Annotated in this window: 19 protein-coding genes and 1 pseudogene; 7 read left to right on the plus strand and 13 right to left on the minus strand. The window is 57.6% G+C overall.

Going from position 1 to position 16,406, the window contains the following annotated elements:
• Positions 1 to 236 precede the first annotated feature (236 nt).
• From rimK to EYC95_RS28345, 3 genes are all read right to left on the minus strand, one after another.
• Entirely contained in the window at positions 237 to 1,142 is a 906-nt protein-coding gene (rimK, locus tag EYC95_RS28335; RefSeq protein WP_007949201.1) for a 30S ribosomal protein S6--L-glutamate ligase, read from the minus strand.
• Positions 1,139 to 1,558: an ATP-dependent zinc protease gene (locus tag EYC95_RS28340; protein WP_229801818.1), complete on the minus strand. Its 420-nt coding sequence runs from the start codon at positions 1,556 to 1,558 to the stop codon at positions 1,139 to 1,141. The genes rimK and EYC95_RS28340 overlap by 4 nt, the downstream gene beginning before the upstream one ends.
• A 77-nt stretch (positions 1,559 to 1,635) precedes the next feature.
• Positions 1,636 to 2,415 carry an EAL domain-containing protein gene (locus EYC95_RS28345; protein ID WP_131063271.1) on the minus strand — a complete coding sequence of 260 codons (780 nt, stop codon included), beginning with the start codon at positions 2,413 to 2,415 and terminating at the stop codon, positions 1,636 to 1,638.
• Between the two features lie 116 nt (positions 2,416 to 2,531).
• Between EYC95_RS28345 and EYC95_RS28350 the strand changes: the two genes are divergently transcribed.
• Entirely contained in the window at positions 2,532 to 2,939 is a 408-nt protein-coding gene (locus EYC95_RS28350) for an RNA-binding S4 domain-containing protein (RefSeq protein WP_131063272.1), read from the plus strand.
• A 184-nt stretch (positions 2,940 to 3,123) separates the two neighbouring features.
• Here EYC95_RS28350 and EYC95_RS30795 read toward each other — a convergent pair.
• Positions 3,124 to 3,346 (minus strand): annotated as a pseudogene (locus tag EYC95_RS30795) (phosphoesterase); the annotation flags it as partial.
• Between the two features lie 102 nt (positions 3,347 to 3,448).
• Here EYC95_RS30795 and hslO point away from each other — a divergent pair.
• Together hslO and EYC95_RS28370 are read left to right on the plus strand one after the other, a co-directional pair.
• Complete coding sequence (gene hslO, locus EYC95_RS28360; RefSeq protein ID WP_131063273.1) at positions 3,449 to 4,351, plus strand: Hsp33 family molecular chaperone HslO; 903 nt, start codon at positions 3,449 to 3,451, stop codon at positions 4,349 to 4,351.
• A 179-nt stretch (positions 4,352 to 4,530) separates the two neighbouring features.
• Complete coding sequence (locus tag EYC95_RS28370; protein ID WP_131063275.1) at positions 4,531 to 6,072, plus strand: phosphoenolpyruvate carboxykinase; 1,542 nt, start codon at positions 4,531 to 4,533, stop codon at positions 6,070 to 6,072.
• A gap of 62 nt (positions 6,073 to 6,134) precedes the next feature.
• Here the strand turns inward: EYC95_RS28370 and EYC95_RS28375 are convergent, their stop codons facing one another.
• The 7 genes from EYC95_RS28375 to EYC95_RS28405 all read right to left on the minus strand — a co-directional run bounded on the left by EYC95_RS28375 (position 6,135) and on the right by EYC95_RS28405 (position 10,696).
• Positions 6,135 to 6,989, minus strand: a complete 855-nt coding sequence (locus EYC95_RS28375) for a DMT family transporter (protein WP_131063295.1) — start codon at positions 6,987 to 6,989, stop codon at positions 6,135 to 6,137.
• Positions 6,990 to 7,131: 142 nt separating this feature from the next.
• A complete protein-coding gene (locus EYC95_RS28380; protein WP_131063276.1) occupies positions 7,132 to 7,620 on the minus strand; it encodes a helix-turn-helix domain-containing protein in 489 nt (162 codons plus the stop codon).
• A gap of 82 nt (positions 7,621 to 7,702) precedes the next feature.
• Complete coding sequence (locus EYC95_RS28385; RefSeq protein ID WP_131063296.1) at positions 7,703 to 8,056, minus strand: DUF1493 family protein; 354 nt, start codon at positions 8,054 to 8,056, stop codon at positions 7,703 to 7,705.
• Positions 8,057 to 8,337: 281 nt separating this feature from the next.
• Complete coding sequence (locus EYC95_RS28390) at positions 8,338 to 8,634, minus strand: hypothetical protein (RefSeq protein WP_131063277.1); 297 nt, start codon at positions 8,632 to 8,634, stop codon at positions 8,338 to 8,340.
• A 332-nt stretch (positions 8,635 to 8,966) separates the two neighbouring features.
• On the minus strand, positions 8,967 to 9,149 hold the full coding sequence (locus EYC95_RS28395) for a hypothetical protein (protein ID WP_131063278.1): 183 nt from the start codon (positions 9,147 to 9,149) through the stop codon (positions 8,967 to 8,969).
• A 52-nt stretch (positions 9,150 to 9,201) separates the two neighbouring features.
• Positions 9,202 to 10,329 carry a hypothetical protein gene (locus EYC95_RS28400; protein ID WP_131063279.1) on the minus strand — a complete coding sequence of 376 codons (1,128 nt, stop codon included), beginning with the start codon at positions 10,327 to 10,329 and terminating at the stop codon, positions 9,202 to 9,204.
• 103 nt (positions 10,330 to 10,432) lie between these two features.
• Positions 10,433 to 10,696, minus strand: a complete 264-nt coding sequence (locus EYC95_RS28405) for a hypothetical protein (RefSeq protein ID WP_131063280.1) — start codon at positions 10,694 to 10,696, stop codon at positions 10,433 to 10,435.
• A gap of 271 nt (positions 10,697 to 10,967) precedes the next feature.
• On the opposite strand from EYC95_RS28405, the gene EYC95_RS28410 reads away from it, so the two are divergent.
• A complete protein-coding gene (locus EYC95_RS28410; RefSeq protein ID WP_131063281.1) occupies positions 10,968 to 11,471 on the plus strand; it encodes a polysaccharide deacetylase in 504 nt (167 codons plus the stop codon).
• Positions 11,472 to 11,728: 257 nt separating this feature from the next.
• Positions 11,729 to 13,663, plus strand: coding sequence for an ATP-dependent DNA helicase RecQ (locus tag EYC95_RS28415; protein ID WP_131063282.1), 1,935 nt, complete (start codon positions 11,729 to 11,731; stop codon positions 13,661 to 13,663).
• A gap of 68 nt (positions 13,664 to 13,731) precedes the next feature.
• Here EYC95_RS28415 and EYC95_RS30270 read toward each other — a convergent pair whose 3' ends face one another.
• Positions 13,732 to 13,896, minus strand: coding sequence for a hypothetical protein (locus EYC95_RS30270; RefSeq protein ID WP_165557522.1), 165 nt, complete (start codon positions 13,894 to 13,896; stop codon positions 13,732 to 13,734).
• Here EYC95_RS30270 and EYC95_RS28425 point away from each other — a divergent pair.
• Positions 13,895 to 15,121, plus strand: a complete 1,227-nt coding sequence (locus EYC95_RS28425) for a 3-hydroxyacyl-CoA dehydrogenase (protein WP_131063283.1) — start codon at positions 13,895 to 13,897, stop codon at positions 15,119 to 15,121. The genes EYC95_RS30270 and EYC95_RS28425 overlap by 2 nt on opposite strands.
• A gap of 174 nt (positions 15,122 to 15,295) precedes the next feature.
• Complete coding sequence (locus EYC95_RS28430; RefSeq protein ID WP_131063284.1) at positions 15,296 to 15,727, plus strand: thioesterase family protein; 432 nt, start codon at positions 15,296 to 15,298, stop codon at positions 15,725 to 15,727.
• Between the two features lie 69 nt (positions 15,728 to 15,796).
• Here the strand turns inward: EYC95_RS28430 and EYC95_RS28435 are convergent, their stop codons facing one another.
• Positions 15,797 to 16,282, minus strand: coding sequence for a glycine zipper domain-containing protein (locus tag EYC95_RS28435; RefSeq protein WP_131063285.1), 486 nt, complete (start codon positions 16,280 to 16,282; stop codon positions 15,797 to 15,799).
• Positions 16,283 to 16,406 lie beyond the last annotated feature (124 nt).

The raw sequence follows: 16,406 nt of genomic DNA on the forward strand, positions 1-16,406 counted from the left end.
AGATCGGATTGAGTTTGGTAACTTCTTGAAGGGCGTTTTGTAGGGACATGAAGCGGGCTCATAAAAACATAAGCCCGTTTCTATTACTGCTGGGCGGGCAAGTCAATTTCTTAACTGACTGGCATTAGGGCTAGCCTCGCTCCTACAGTTGATGACAAATCCATGTCAGGAGCGAGCGGTGCGGCGGTCCGACTTGCCCGCGAAGACGGTCTACCAGCCGCCACAAATTTCAGGGTTTAGCCCTTGCCTTTGGTCCGAGTCATATTCGGCCCGCCATTTTTCTCAAGATGCTCAATGATGATCCCCGCCACGTTCTTCCCGGTGGTGGTCTCAATCCCTTCCAGGCCCGGCGATGAGTTCACTTCCATCACCAGCGGCCCGTGATTGGAACGCAGGATATCCACACCTGCCACCGCCAACCCCATGACCTTCGCCGCGCGCAACGCAGTCATGCGTTCTTCCGGTGTGATCTTGATCAGGCTGGCGCTGCCACCCCGATGCAGGTTGGAGCGGAATTCCCCAGGCTTGGCCTGGCGCTTCATCGCCGCGATCACCTTGTCACCGACCACGAAGCAGCGAATGTCCGCGCCACCGGCTTCCTTGATGTATTCCTGAACCATGATGTTCTGCTTCAGGCCCATGAAGGCTTCAATCACCGACTCTGCCGCCGTCGCTGTTTCACACAACACCACACCGATGCCTTGCGTACCTTCCAGCACCTTGATCACCAGCGGTGCGCCGTTGACCATGTCGATCAGGTCGGGAATGTCATCCGGGGAGTGCGCAAACCCGGTCACCGGCAAACCGATTCCCCGGCGTGAGAGCAATTGCAGCGACCGCAGCTTGTCCCGCGAACGGGCGATGGCCACAGATTCGTTGAGCGGGAAAACCCCCATCATTTCGAACTGACGCAACACCGCGCAGCCATAAAAAGTCACAGACGCACCGATCCGCGGGATCACCGCGTCGAAACCCTCCAGCGGCTTGCCGCGGTAGTGGATCTGCGGCTTGTGGCTGGCAATGTTCATATAGGCGCGCAGGGTGTCGATCACCACCATTTCATGGCCACGCTCGGTACCGGCTTCGACCAGACGACGAGTGGAATACAGACGCGGGTTCCGCGACAGCACAGCGATCTTCATGCAACACCTGTGGAAGAGGTAGATACCGGGAACACCGGCTTGTCTTGTACGTACTTGATGCCCGGATTGACCACCAATTGGCCGTCGATCAAGGCTTTGGAACCGAGTAGCAGGCGATAACGCATGGACTTGCGGCAGGCGAGGGTGAATTCGACCCGCCATACCCGATCACCCAGGGCCAGTGTGGTGCTGACCACATAGCGCATCTGCGCGTGACCGTTGGAGCTTTTAATGGTTTTGCGCGTCACCAGTGGCGCCTCGCAGCGTCGATGACGCAACTGCACCACCGTGCCCAGGTGCGCGGTGAAGCGCACCCAGCTTTCACCGTCGCGCTCGAACGGCTCGATGTCAGTGGCATGCAGGCTTGAGGTACTGGCACCGGTATCGATTTTTGCGCGCAGGCCCGCGACTCCCAAATCCGGGAGCGCCACCCACTCGCGCAGACCGATAACGGTCAAATGGTCAAATGTCTTCAATAGGAAAAAACCGGCGATTAACGCGTCCAGGCCTCAGGCGTTACCTGGGCCAACGCTTTGAATGCAGGCTTGGCGAACCAGTAACCCTGCATCAGAAATATTCCACAGTCCGCCAGGAAATCCCGTTCTCCGGCGCTTTCGATGCCTTCGGCGATGACTGTAACGTTCAACTCCGCACAGATTGTGACAATCCCTCGAACGATAGCCTGACGAACACGATCGCGGTCGACATCGCGGATCAGTGCCATGTCGAGTTTGATCAGGTCCGGTTGGAAATCAGCCAGCAGATTGAGCCCCGAGTAGCCCGCGCCGAAATCGTCGATGGCGGTCTTGAAGCCGAATTCGCGGTATTCACGCAGAATATTAGTCAAATGGCGATAGTTATCTACGTGCTGGCTTTCCAGGGTTTCGAAAATCAGACGGCTGATGGGGAAGTTGTGTTTTTTCGCGGCCTCCAGGGTGCTACGAATGCACAGTTCCGGGCGGTACACGGCGTTGGGCATGAAGTTGATCGACAAGTGTGTCTGCATGTTTAAATTGGCCGCCCCCTCTATGGCACGGGTCCGGCACAGCTGGTCGAAACGGTAGCGATTCTCCTCGGTGACCTGGTCGAGCACTGACAGTGCGCCTTCTCCGGCAAGGCCGCGCACCAAGGCTTCATGAGCAAAAATCGACCGATCGCGCAGATCGACGATCGGTTGGTAGGCAAAAGAAAAATCGAAGCCCAGCGGCTCGCTTTGCTGACAGCCCTGGCAACCGCTCTGCTGCGAGGTCAATGAAGACGGAAATATAGTCACTCGATCACTCCATACCGGTTAGCCGGCCAAGATCACAGTCTATCGGGAGGGCCGAGTTCTTGCGCCCGACAGAAACGGTAGTACAGTTCCGACTATTGGCTGAAAGAGGAATTCCAGTGGCACAAAAACAGGAAGAGGACGACAAGGTCCGTCTCGATAAGTGGTTGTGGGCTGCGCGTTTTTATAAAACACGTGCCTTGGCCAAGGCGGCGATTGAAAGCGGCAAGGTGCATTGCCGGGGTGAGCGTTGCAAACCAGGCAAGGAGCCGAGGGTCGGCGACGAGTTTCAGATTCGTGCAGGGTTCGAGGAGCGCACGGTAGTGGTTCAGGCGCTCTCGATTGTGCGTCGCGGCGCGCCAGAGGCTCAGGCCTTGTATGCGGAAACCGACGCCAGCATCGCCAAGCGCGAAGCGGCCGCGGCCATGCGCAAGGCGGGTGCGTTGGGCGTGAGCACCGATGGCAAGCCGAGCAAGAAACAGCGGCGGGATTTGTTCAAGTTTCGCGGCAGTAGCAACGACGAGTAATCCAGTTGCTTCTGTGTTGTCCGCGCTGACGCTTTCGCGAGCAGGCTCGCTCCCACATTGGATCGTTGTCGAACACAAAAACTGTATTCATTGAAGATCTACTGGGGGAGTGAGCCTGCTCGCGATCGAGTGCGCAGCACTCCAGAATCAGGCGCTACGCATCCCAATCATCCACGAAACTCCCAATGTCGAACGGGCGCAGACTTGCAATCGCCCAGATGCGTAGCCATATCGGGTAACTGCCCAGCGGCGCATTCAGCAGCTGAAATAGCCACTCGTCGAAAATCAAACACAGCATCTGACCCGTAGGCCATAACCAGAAGGCCAGCAGCGTCAGAGGTACAAATTTGCACAGAGCCAACCGGCAGCAGGTTCCACCTTGCTTGGAACAAGTCCGGATTGTTCATAAAATGCCTCCCATGGCTGAACATCGCGCACCAAGTGTGGTGCTGCACAGGCGCAAATTTCACGTTTTGTAACCATTTGTCATTACTTCAGAACCTAGACCTATGACCGATCTACCGGATACCGACTACACCCAACGCTTCATCTTCGATGACAGCGACACCCGCGGCGAGCTGGTTTCGTTGGAACGGAGTTACGCCGAAGTCCTCGCCAAACACCCGTATCCGGAGCCGGTCGCGCAATTGCTCGGCGAGCTGATGGCGGCCGCGTCGTTGCTGGTCGGCACCTTGAAGTTCGATGGTTTGCTGATTCTTCAGGCCCGTTCCGACGGCCCGATTCCGCTGCTGATGATCGAGTGCTCCAGCGAGCGCGAAATCCGTGGCCTGGCCCGTTACGAAGCCGACCGGATCGCCCCCGACGCAACGCTTGCCGACCTGATGCCCAACGGCGTGCTGGCGTTGACCATCGACCCGACACAAGGCCAGCGTTACCAAGGCATTGTTGATCTGGATGGCGAAACCCTGTCGGAGTGCTTCACTAATTACTTCGTCATGTCGCAACAGGTTGGCACCCGTTTCTGGCTGTACGCCGATGGCCGTCGCGCCCGTGGCCTGTTGCTGCAGCAACTGCCTGCTGATCGTTTGAAAGACGAAGAAGAACGCGCCGCCAGCTGGCAGCACATCACCGCGCTGGGCGGTACGCTGACCGCCGACGAATTGCTGAGCCTGGACAACGAAACCGTGCTCCATCGCCTCTACCACGAGGAGCAGGTACGTCTGTTCGACGTGCAGAAACTGCGTTTCCGTTGCAGTTGCTCGCGAGAACGTTCAGGCAATGCTCTGGTCAGTCTGGGTATGGAAGACGCGCAAGCGCTGGTCATCGAGCTCGGCGGCAACATCGAGATCGATTGCCAATTCTGCAACCAGCGGTACCTGTTTGATGCGGCCGATATCAGCCAATTGTTCGCTGGCGCGGGGGTCGATACGCCGTCAGATACCCGTCACTAAACCGGTTCAGCGCAGGTAAATTCACTGCTCAGCGCCGGAATAACGCCGTTCTGACGGGAGGGCCCTACTATTTTTGGGCTTTTCTGGCATAATCCGGCCCACTTTTTTCGCGGTAGTAGTGCACGACTTTCTACTACAAAACGTTTGGAGCACTCGGCCACTGGCCGACGGGGAACCTCATGACGCAAGCCAATAACGCCGTGTACACCGATCTGAGTGTTGATGATCTGGTTAAAGAAGCCCTGAATCGCGGTGAAGGCGAGCTTGCCGACACTGGCGCGCTGGTTGTTCGCACCGGTCACCGTACCGGCCGCTCGCCAGTCGATCGTTTCATCGTTGAAGAGCCGTCCACTCAGGCCGCCATTGCCTGGGGCCCGATCAACCGCAAGTTCCCGGCCGACAAGTTCGATGCCCTGTGGGACCGCGTCGAGGCCTTCAACAACGCGCAAGAGCATTTCGTTTCCCACGTCCATGTAGGCGCGTCCGAAGATCACTACCTGGCCGTGAAAATGACCACGCAGACTGCCTGGCAGAACCTGTTCGGTCGTTGCCTGTTCATCAACCCGGCCCAGTACAACCCGGCTGGCCGTGAAGAGTGGCAAGTGCTCAACGTCGCCAACTTCGAATGCGTTCCAGAGCGTGATGGCACCAACTCCGATGGTTGCGTGATCCTCAACTTCGCACAGAAGAAAGTGCTGATCGCCGGCATGCGCTACGCCGGTGAAATGAAAAAAGCCATGTTCTCGGTGCAAAACTTCCTGCTGCCGGCCGCCGACGTGCTGCCAATGCACTGCGCTGCCAACATCGGTGAAGCGGGCGACGTGACCCTGTTCTTCGGTCTGTCCGGCACCGGTAAAACCACCCTGTCCGCCGACGAAAGCCGTTACCTGATCGGTGACGACGAACACGGCTGGGGCGAAGGCGTTGTCTTCAACATCGAAGGCGGTTGCTATGCCAAGTGCATCGACCTGTCCGAGAAGAACGAGCCGGTCATCTGGAAAGCCATCAAGCACGGCGCAGTCCTGGAAAACGTCGTTATCGATGACGCCAAGCACGCCGATTACACTGATGTCAGCCTGACCCAGAACAGCCGTGCCGCCTACCCGCTGGAGCACGTTGCCAAGCGTTCCGAGAAAAACCTCGGTGGCGAGCCAAACGCTGTGATCTTCCTGACCTGCGACCTGACCGGCGTACTGCCGCCAGTTTCGATCCTCAGCGAAGAACAAGCGGCCTACCACTTCCTGTCCGGCTACACCGCGCTGGTGGGCTCGACTGAAATGGGTTCCGGCAGCGGCATCAAGTCGACCTTCTCCACCTGCTTCGGCGCACCGTTCTTCCCGCGTCCGGCCGGCGAGTACGCAGAACTGCTGATCAAGCGCATCCGCGGCTTTGGCTCCAAGGTCTACCTGGTCAACACCGGCTGGACCGGCGGCGGCTACGGCGTCGGCAAACGCTTCAACATCCCGACCACGCGTGGCGTGATTGCAGCGATCCAGAGCGGTGCTTTGATCGGTGCTGAAACCGAGCACCTCGACACCATCAACCTGGACGTGCCGTTGGTTGTGCCGGGCGTTGAGACTGGCCTGTTGAACCCGCGCAACACCTGGGCTGACAAGGCTGCTTATGATGAAGCGGCTAAGGCATTGGCTGGGTTGTTTGTTGAGAACTTCAAGAAGTTTGAAGTGAGCGACGCGATCAAGGCTGCTGGGCCTAAGTTGTAAGGCTTGGATTTAGTGAATGAAAAAGCCGCCCTTTGAGGGCGGCTTTTTTGTGGGCGTTCGGGTCAGGTTTTCAGGTGTAAAACGAACGCGCCGACCAAGACCAAAACCACGCCAAGCACCTGTGTTTTCGCCAGCCTCTCCTTGAAGAACACGTATCCCAGAATCGCCGCAATTCCTCCGGACAGCGTGCTGATCACGGTCACCACGGAAACCGATCCCGCCACCGCGCCCCAGGCAAATGAAGAGAACCCACCGAGGTTCATCAGACTGGCACCTGTTAACGTCATGCAGTTTTTCAACGGCGGAATTTTCAAGCCATCCTTGATCTTCAACACCATGACAACCAGCACGATCAGCCCGATCAGATACGCAAGCCAAAGCATCGTCACCGGACCCAGCACCGGCAGAACGAAGCGGCCTTGCAGCCAAAAACTGGTGCCATAAAAAACAGCCGCCAACAGCGCATAGGCAATCGAACTGCTGGCCTGAGTGGTGTGTGGAAGTTTCGAGTCAGAGTGGATGCTGGAAAGGACAACTCCGACCACGCACAGCGCGATGCACAGCAACTGGACCAGGCTGATCTGTTCACCGCCCGCCCAGGACAGCAACGTGGTGACCACACCGTAAGACGTTACCAGCGGCGCCACAATAGAGGCCTTGCCGAGGGCGAACGCCTTGGACAAGGCCAGGGCACCGGACACGGTCAACACAGCGGCGACAATGCCGATCAGCCAGACATCGAGCGATGCCGACATCGATTTGAGAATGAAGGCAGGAAAAGCGATCAGCAACAGGCTCATGATGCTGAAGCCCAGCGCCTGACCGAAATACACCGCGCGCTTGACGCCGACCGCGCGGGCGTTCAAACCCACCAGAAAATCCGTGCCGCCCCAAAGCAAGGCAGCGAGCAAACCCATCAATACGTCCACGCTATGTCCTTTTAGGTGTGTTTGGGGAGCGCATCGTAACCTTGGGTTGGAAGTGGCGATAGCTGGTGAAATCGAGGAGAGCGGTTTCCCAGTATTAAATCCTCGCACGCGCCCCAATCTACATGCCTCGTTATGTGTTGGATTCAGGCTTCTTTTTTTCCGTAGATAAAGCGGAGAAAGCGTGGGTATTCAGTGGGAAGTCGTCCGGGTCAAACCCGCTGTAATCTGACCCACGAACAACACCACCTGTCTGAGAGCCGAATGGTTTGCTTACCTTGGCGGTAGTGGTGCTTTGTTCGTGTCTGGTTTTTTTGATCTTTGGACTTGGGGCTCGACTTAACTGAGCGTCCTGTAATCGACGTCCCATCTCATCGGATTCGCCAAGCTTGTTCAAGTCTTGCTCCAGACTCAATACCTGCATCACTGACAGATACGCCCCCATTGTTACCCCAGCAGCACCCGACTCCAGTGAGCGTAAAGTCATGACAGACATACCCGCTCGCTCTGCCACCATTTTGGCGGTCAGCCTTCGACGTAAACGAGCCAGTTTCAGGCGTCCTCCGAACTCGGTAAGCAGTCGTTTAGTACGAGGAAGCAGTGGCGCTGTTTTTCTAGCCATGCAGCTAATATTCCTTCACTTCTGAGGTGATAGCGCCAGAATAATTGCAGTTATGCAGGCTGGCTCAGCTGCTGCAGCTGCTTTATTGGCTTTCCAGTTCCTGTGTATCCCAGCACTGCGCCTTGACCGCTTGATAAAGCATGCCGATGGTCAGCGGGACTTTGTCGCCGCGACCCTTTGCCTTTCGCTTCAGATGCACATCAAACCCCTCCGGCTGAAAGTAGCGATAGGCGTCGTAGTCCACGAGGTCGATCCCGAACTGCTCTTCCAGCGCTTCCATCAAATTCCGTGCATCTGCGCCGTTGCAGCCCAGGTCGAAGTTGATCGAGGTAGTGAGGCTGATGGTTTTGCGTTCTGGCAGGCCGAGTTCTTCGTGCAGTAGTTGCATGAGCAGGTGCATGATGTGGTCGTCGGGGAAGTTGGGGGCGAGGTTCATGGAGCGTCTTCCGTTAGGGGTGTTTCGATGAGACGGATTAAGCCTGATTTTGCGGTGCGTTTGATGTTGATCAGTGCTGTGTACCTGGTGCGCGCGGAAAGGTTGGCGCTCGCCGCGTAGGATTTCGTTCATCTGTTGCACGCTTTCCATTAGCTCATCAAAAAACTTGCTCATGGTTATCTCCGGTGCTCGACGCTTGACGCTCAGTGTTCCAAGAGCCGAACGCGGAGCGTCCGTAGAGGCATTCCCACGCAGAGCGTGGGAACGATCTTCACTCGGCGTCAGGCAGGTGCTTTCCAGTCCATCATGCGTTGTTGGGCGACTTGGAGCAGGTCGCAGCCGTCCTGGGCTAAGAGGAAGAGCGCGTGGGTGATGTGCGGGATGTCTTCGACGTCGCCGTGTTTGAAGCAAACGCAGTGCAGGGTTTTGAGAAGGTCACTGGAGGCTCGGATGCGCTGGAGGGCGGCTTCGAGGATGTCCTGAGGGTTGGCCTCTGTGTCGATGACCAGGGGCGGGGAATCGGTGAGGTTGGTTTTGAGTGGACGGTAGCGTTCGGTGAGCTCATTAAATGCGTTCATTGTGCAAACTCTCAAATGAATCAAAAAAGGTGTCGCCACCATCGTGACCAAGCGATGGGAGGCGGACTGTGTTCGGGTTGGTCAACCGGTGAGAGAGCACACATTTGCCGGCACGCCCGAAGGCGTCCCAAACACAGCCACCATAAAATATGCAGACACTTGAGGTGTCGGCAGCATACAACGGAAGCGTATCTGTGCTCCATTCGGGTGACCAAGCCCGAGCCGCTGAATCAGCAGCGACAGTCACGACTATAGATACGAGCCACCAGCCAGCGATAGACGACAAAGAGTCCCCGCTTGTAGGAACGGGCCGAACCTTCGTTAGGCCCTTTCTATAGGATTATTCCGCGACGTATTTTCTCGCGTTTTTCCGCCATCAGCTTCCTTGCGTCCTCATCAGAAATGCTCGGCCGTGGATCATCAATGCTGGCCTGAACCTGCCTGATGAACCACGCCTCGTAGGCAGCCTTGTCGATGGGAGCCTCACAGCATTCGGGTGGTGCTTTTTCCTTCATCGGTTTCACCTCTGATTGTTTACAGTGAGCTGCCGACTCCCGCACCCATCACTCAACCAATGTGCTTATACGCAGCAACATCCAGCAGGCTAGTGCTCAACCCGGTCGCCGGCGCGTAGATCGTGCCTTTCACCGTCGAGAAGCTGACCCCTTTGCTGCCCAGCGAAACGTAGCGTTCGCCTTGATCCAGTTCGGTGAAGTAGGTGTAGGAGTATTTGTGCATCAGCTGGTACTTCGCTTCGTCGCGGGCCACGGCGTTGCTGAGGTTTTCCAGGTCGGCTTGGGTCAGGTTCAACGGTTTGTTCAACTGCACCCCCCAACGCTTGAGGCAGACTTCGGCGAGGTGGCGGACGATCCGGCCTGGCTCGGCCAGGGTTTTCGGGCCGTTGGCGCCAGTAGGGGAGGCGTTGCCCGCCAGGGTGGCGTGGCGGCCGGCCATGGGGTAGATATGGGTTTTGGTGCCTGTGGCGGTTTGCGGGATGACGCAGCTGAAGCCTTTCGAGCGTTCGTCCCGGGCATAGAAACCTACATACTCTTTGACGTTGGCGCCGAGTTTGACTTTGTCCTCCTGAAAGTTACCGGTGCCCGGCACTGGATCAAGGGCAAAGATGTTCACCGGAATGTTTTTAAGTTCATTGTCATTGAGCATGGTATTGGCCAACATGTGGCAACTTACGCCGCCGCGGCTCCAACCCACCAGGTTGACTTGGGTGGGAATAACACCGTCTTTGCGGAACGTCTTGATAATTTGTTCCTGTAATTTCTGTTGGGTCACGCTGCGGTCGCCATAGTTGTATTTGCGCCAGAACCACGAGCCTTCAACTTTCACGTCTTCGATGGGAATGCCGGCAGCTTTCAGGCGGTTATATTCTGCTTCGGTCAGTTGCTCGCGCTGCCAGTCGCATCGGCCTTTGATGATGTTGATCGCGTGTTGAACGTTCTCCGCCCAGCCTTTGCCGAACAGTGAGCCACTGAGGCCGTAGTCCTTGGACTTGGTAAAGAGGTCATCGGCTTGCAGGTTACCGCTGCCGGGACCGTCGACCACAATCCATTCGGCGAACTCGCGTCCGGTATGGTGAGAGGCAAGTGTGGAAACCAGTTCACCGTCCCAAAAGTTTTCATGAGTGTCGTCGAACTTGGTCGAACCGGTGCCGCAAAAGAAAATAGTTAATGTAGTCACTGTAGTGCTCTTGATTGGTTTAAGAGCTTGCAGACTAGTATTTGTTATTTGAATAATGAAGTGGTTAGTTGTTTCGATGTTTGTGAGGGGTCTATTCTTGCAGTCAGTGTTCTATTCTTTGTCTTGCTACGTCGAGAAGTTCGCATCCGTCCTGCGTTAATAAATAAAGCGCATTTACTATATGTGGAATGTCTTTCACGTCAGCCTGTTTGAAGCACAGGCAATAAAGTGTTTCGAGCAGGTCGCTGGCGGCGCGCAGGCGTTGGTGAGCGGCGTCGAGGACGGCGCCGGTGCTGGCGGCGGTGTCGATGACCAGCACGGGCGTTTCGCTGTAGCTGGTTTTGAGCGGGCGATAGCGGTCTTGCATGAGGTCAGTCCCTGTGTTCAACGGCGCGGCAAACTATAGAGGCGTGCGTTCCGCCGTCGCAATACCGCGCAAATGGACGGGGTTTGTAGGGGATTTACCTGCGCTGTGGCCTTTTGCCTACGTGTACCCCGAGGCTTTTTTCAGCAATACCCCTAGAGGTCGAATTTCCTACGTGTTTGTCAGGCGCAGCGCATCAATCCTCTGTATGGTGCGCGCCAGAATCTGTAGGGCGTTTCGAAAACGTCTGTCCAACGCTTAAAGGGAATTAAGTATGCAATGGCAACGTATGGCCGCGATTTTGTTGCTGTGGGCGGGTGTTTGTCGTTTGACGGGCGCGGCTGACGCGAGCAACTCGGTGGTCCTCGCCAATATGGATCGCACCGGTTGGCCGGATGCCCTGAACAGCCAGGCGAACGTGGACACCGCGTCCCGCGCCGAAGTGTTGATGTTCGGCAAGGCACTGCTGGCCAGCGAGAGGCTCGACGAGCAAAGTCTGAAACAACGGCTGGGCGTGCAGGAAGTGAAGCTCAAGTCGGTCAGGCAAGTGCGTGACGGGCTGTGGGATCGGTTGCTGATCACCTACCGCAGCGCCAGTCAGAACTGCGACGGCGAACCCTTCTGCCCCCGTGTGCGAAACGTCGCCGATTTGCGTCAGTTGGCGGCGGCCTTCACGGGCGAAATCAGCCCGGCTCATGCGGTTTGGGCGAGCAAGAGCCAGACATTTCATGAGCAGGCGCTGAATGAGCAATTGCGTGTGGCGGTGTTGGTGCCCTGAGGGCTCTCGAATGTTTGAAGAGATTGCTCTGGCCTCTTCGCGAGCAAGCCCGCTCCCACATTTTGAAATGCATTTCCCTGTGGGAGTGAGCCTGCTCGCGATAGCGATTTGAAAGCCGCCCCAGCCCTCACGCCTTGCCGTGTCCATGTTGCATCCGCTGTATCATCCCGTATCGTTTTGGTCCCCGACTTTTTCTCGACTCGCTGCGTTTGCCGGCTAGGCTTTGGGCTTCGCAGCGGTCAACGGAGTGACAGCTTATGCACAACACCCTGGAACAGGTTTTCGGTTATCCACAGTTCCGGCCCGGCCAGGAGGCGGCGGTCAGCGCGGTGTTGGCCGGGCGCTCGGCGGCGGCGATTTTCCCCACCGGCTCAGGCAAGTCCCTTTGCTATCAGTTACCGGCGCTATTGCTGCCGCACCTGACGCTGGTGGTCTCGCCGCTGCTGGCGTTGATGCAGGATCAGTTGGCGTTCCTGCAACGCCACGGCATTGCGGCGGGCAGCATTGATTCGGCTCAGAGTCGTGACGACGCAAGCGATGTGATGGCCCGGGCCAAGTCCGGCGAACTGAAAATTTTGATGATCTCCGTGGAGCGCTTGAAGAACGAGCGCTTCCGCAATTTCTTGCAGCAGGTGCCGATCTCGTTGTTGGTGGTGGACGAGGCGCACTGCATCTCGGAGTGGGGCCACAACTTCCGCCCCGACTACCTCAAGCTTCCCGACTATCAACGTCAGTTCAACATTCCGCAGGCGTTGCTGCTGACGGCCACCGCGACGCCCAAAGTAATCGCGGACATGGAGGCCAAATTCGCCATCGCCCCGGAAGATGTAGTGACCACAGGTTTCTACAGGCCGAACCTGAATCTGCTGGTCGAGCCGGTACGCGGTCAGGACAAGCGCCGACGCTTGGTCGAATGGATGAGCGAACGTCCGGGCCAGCCGAGCATCGTCTACGTCACCCTGCAAAAAACCGCGGAACACATCGCCGAACACTTGGGTCGCAATGGCATTCAGGCTGAGGCCTATCACGCCGGTTTACCCCACGAACAACGCGAAGCCATTCAAAAACGTTTCATGGGCGGGCAGTCCAATTGCATCGTTGCCACCATCGCCTTCGGCATGGGCATCGACAAGAGCGACATCCGCAACGTGGTGCATTTCGACCTGCCCAAATCCATCGAAAACTACAGCCAGGAAATCGGCCGCGCCGGGCGTGACGGGCAGCCCTCCGACTGCCTGGTACTGGCCAACCGCGACAGCCTCAACGTGCTGGAAAACTTCGTCTACGGCGACACGCCGGAGCTGGATGGCATTCGCTGCGTGCTCGACGAGTTGCAAGCTGCTGCGCCCGAGGGGCAGTGGGAGTTTCTGTTGGGACCTTTGGCGGACCAGAGCAACATTCGCCAATTGCCGCTCAAGACCTTGCTGGTGCAACTCGAACTGCGTGGTTTGATTGCCCCGCGTTACGCCTATTACGCCGAATACCGCTTCAAGTATTTGCAAGAACCGGAAGCCTTGCTGGCCCGTTTCGAGGGGGAGCGCAAAGACTTTGTCGCCGCAATCATCCAGACCTCCAGCCGCGCGCGGACCTGGGCCACGGTGAATTTCGATGCGCTGTATGAGCAGCATCAAGCCGAGCGCAACCGGGTGGTCAAGGCGCTGGATTATTTCCAGGAGAAAGGCTGGGTCGAACTGGAAAGCAAGCAGATGACCGAGGTCTACAGCCTGCTGCAATCGAATGTCGACAGTCAGGCACTGAGCGCCGAACTGCACGCCTATTTCACCCAGCACGAACGCACCGAGATCGCGCGGATTCACGCCATGCTGGATCTGTTCGCCACCGACCACTGCCTGGGTTATCGCCTGGCCAAGTACTTCGGCGACGAAAACGCGCCGCGACAGTGCGGGCATTGTTCGGTGTGTCATGGGCACGTGGCGCGGTTGCCAACGCCACCGGAATTGCCCGCGCTTGTGGATAAAAACTTCGAAGCACTGTGCGGTGATTTTATCCACAGGCATGAACAGCACACCGGCAATGTCCCGTCGGCTGAGCGGGTAACCCGGTTTTTGTGCGGGATCAGCGTGCCGTTGTTTACCAAGCTGAAGGCGCGTTCGATTCCGGGGTTTGCTGCGCTGGAAAATTATCCTTACGCCGACGTGCGGGAATGGGCTGAAGCGCATCTGCCCAGTTGAAACGCGGACCAATGTGGGAGCGGGCTTGCTCGCGAAAGCGGAGTGTCAGTCGACATCATCGCTGACTGTCACATCGCTTTCGCGAGCAAGCCCGCTCCCACAGGGATCTTTGGTGTATTCGCGGGTAGATCCATCCGCTGAATGTTGCTCATCACAGGAATAAATTTCAAAAATGCCCGGCGGCTGACTATGGTGATGGCTGTCTTTGGATCGCCAACATAGAGAACAACCATGAGCCAGACACCGTTCAACATTCAGCGCGCCGCCGTCATCGGTGCGGGCACCATGGGTCGTGGCATTGTCATGTGCCTGGCCAATGCCGGCGTTCCGGTGCAGTGGGTCGATAACAACCCGCAGATGCTGGAACAGGCGCTGGCCAACGTGGCGGATACCTACGCGCACAATGTGCGACAGGGCCGGATCGATCAGGCCGAGGCGGACGCACGTATCGCACGGGTCACGGCGGCGGCTGATTATGCGGCGATCCGCGATGTTGATCTGGTGATCGAGGCGGTTTACGAAAATCTGGAGCTCAAGCAAAAGATCTTCCGCGAACTGGACGGGCTGCTCAAACCTGAAGCCATTCTGGCCAGCAACACTTCAGCGCTGGATATCGACGCCATCGCTGCGGCGACTCGCCGTCCGGTTCAGGTCCTGGGCCTGCACTTCTTCAGCCCGGCCCATATCATGAAGTTGCTGGAAATCGTCCGCGGTGCGCAGACTTCGCCGGCAGTGCTCGATGCGGCGCTGGAGCTGGGCAAGCGCATGGGCAAGGTCAGCGTGGTGGCGGGCAACTGCAATGGTTTCATCGGGAACCGCATGCTCAATACCTACGTGCTCGAAGCGCGCAAGATGCTGCTTGAGGGGGCTTATCCCTATCAGGTGGATGCGGCGCTGCAAGGATTCGGTTTTGCCATGGGGCCGTTCCGCATGTACGACGTGGTTGGCGTCGACCTGGGATGGCGCGCTCGGGAATTGGCTGGAACAGGGCAGGATGCACCCGAGGTACAGGTAGATAACCGTCTGTGCGAACTGGGGCGTTTTGGTCAGAAGAGTGGCGACGGCTATTACCACTACGAACCGGGCAGCCGACAGGCTGAGTACGATCCGGAAGTCGATGCGCTGGTGTTGCAGGTCAGCGAAGGGTTGGGCTTCCAGCGTCGTGAGATTAGCCCTGAGGAAATTCTCGAGCGTTGTCTGCTGGCGCTGGTCAATGAAGGGGCGAAAATCCTTCAGGAACGTATTGCGGGGTCGGCGCACGACATCGATCTGGTGTACCTCAACGGTTATGGTTTCCCGGCGGACAAGGGCGGGCCGATGGCGTGGGCGGATCAGCAAGGGCTGGCGGATATTCATCAGCGTTTGATGGCGCTGGAGACCCGGCAGGGTGATCACTGGAAACCGGCGCGCTTGATTGGCGAGTTGGAGGCGGTGGGTAAGGGGTTTGCTGACAGGTAATTGATGCAGCGCCTGTGCCGGCGCTTTCGCGAGCAGGCTCGCTCCCACATTGAACCCCGGTGATACACAAATCTGTGCTCACTGAAGATTAGAGGTGGGAGCGAGCCTGCTCGCGAAGAACGATAACGCGGTTTTCGCCTTAGACTGGCAATCCAACTCCAGGAATCGACACTGATGTCCAACCCGATGCCCCAGCGCACCGACTACCCGCACTTCCAGCCCATCACCACCCGCTGGCACGACAACGACGCCTACGGTCACGTCAACAATGTCACTTACTACAGCTTCTTCGACACGGCAGTGAACACCTACCTGATCGAAGTCGGTGACCTGGATATCCATGACGGCGAGGTGGTGGGTTTTGTGGTGAGTTCGTCTTGCGATTACTTTGCTTCCATCGCCTTTCCGGACCGGATCGAGATCGGTCTGCGGGTGGGCAAGCTGGGCAACAGCTCGGTGCAATACGAGCTGGCCGTGTTCAAGGCCGGGGAAGACGAAGCCTGCGCGGCGGGGCGCTTCGTGCATGTGTTTGTGGATAGGGTGTCGAATCTACCCGTGGCGATTCCCGCCGGGTTGCGCGATGCAATGGAGCGCTTGGTAGTTTGACAGGCAAAAAAAATCGCAGCCCGAGGGCTGCGATTATTTGATTTACCGGTCCACGAGGCGATTCAAGCCTCAGTCGTCATGGCGATGTTTATTCTTGCGATGGCCGTAGGCATGGCCGCGACCCCGATGGCCGTCACGGTAGTAGCGACGATCATCATGACCACGACGATAGGAGCGACGATCATCGTCGTCATCGCTCTTGTTGCCCATGTAGTTACCCAGCGCGCCACCGGCGCCGCCGCCTGCTGCGGAGCCGATCAGGCTGCCGGTGGTGCCGCCCATGCTGCGGCCGACCACGTTACCGCCTGCTGCGCCCAACGCACCGCCAATGGCTGCTTCGCCACGGCTGCGTTTGTCTGCGCCAACAGCACTACCACCCGCGCCGCCCAGGGCCGCGCCAATGGTGGAACCTGTATTGCCGCCTAATGACTGACCGACGACCGAGCCCAGAACCCCGCCCAATGCGCCGCCCACACCTGCTTCGGTGGTGCCGCCGGCAGAAGCGAAGCCACTGACCAGGCCAAGGGACAACAAGAGAATCGAGGAGAACTTCATAGAGGAACCTCAAGGGGATGACGGCGCGATCCTGAGGCTGTGTCATGGTCGTGACAATCGAAATCCGACGAGTAACACGACTTGAGCACATTTCTATAAGTTGCTGTTTTTTGGGCGGAACTTA

The organism is Pseudomonas sp. BGI-2 (genome assembly GCF_004310295.1).
GTDB lineage: Bacteria > Pseudomonadota > Gammaproteobacteria > Pseudomonadales > Pseudomonadaceae > Aquipseudomonas.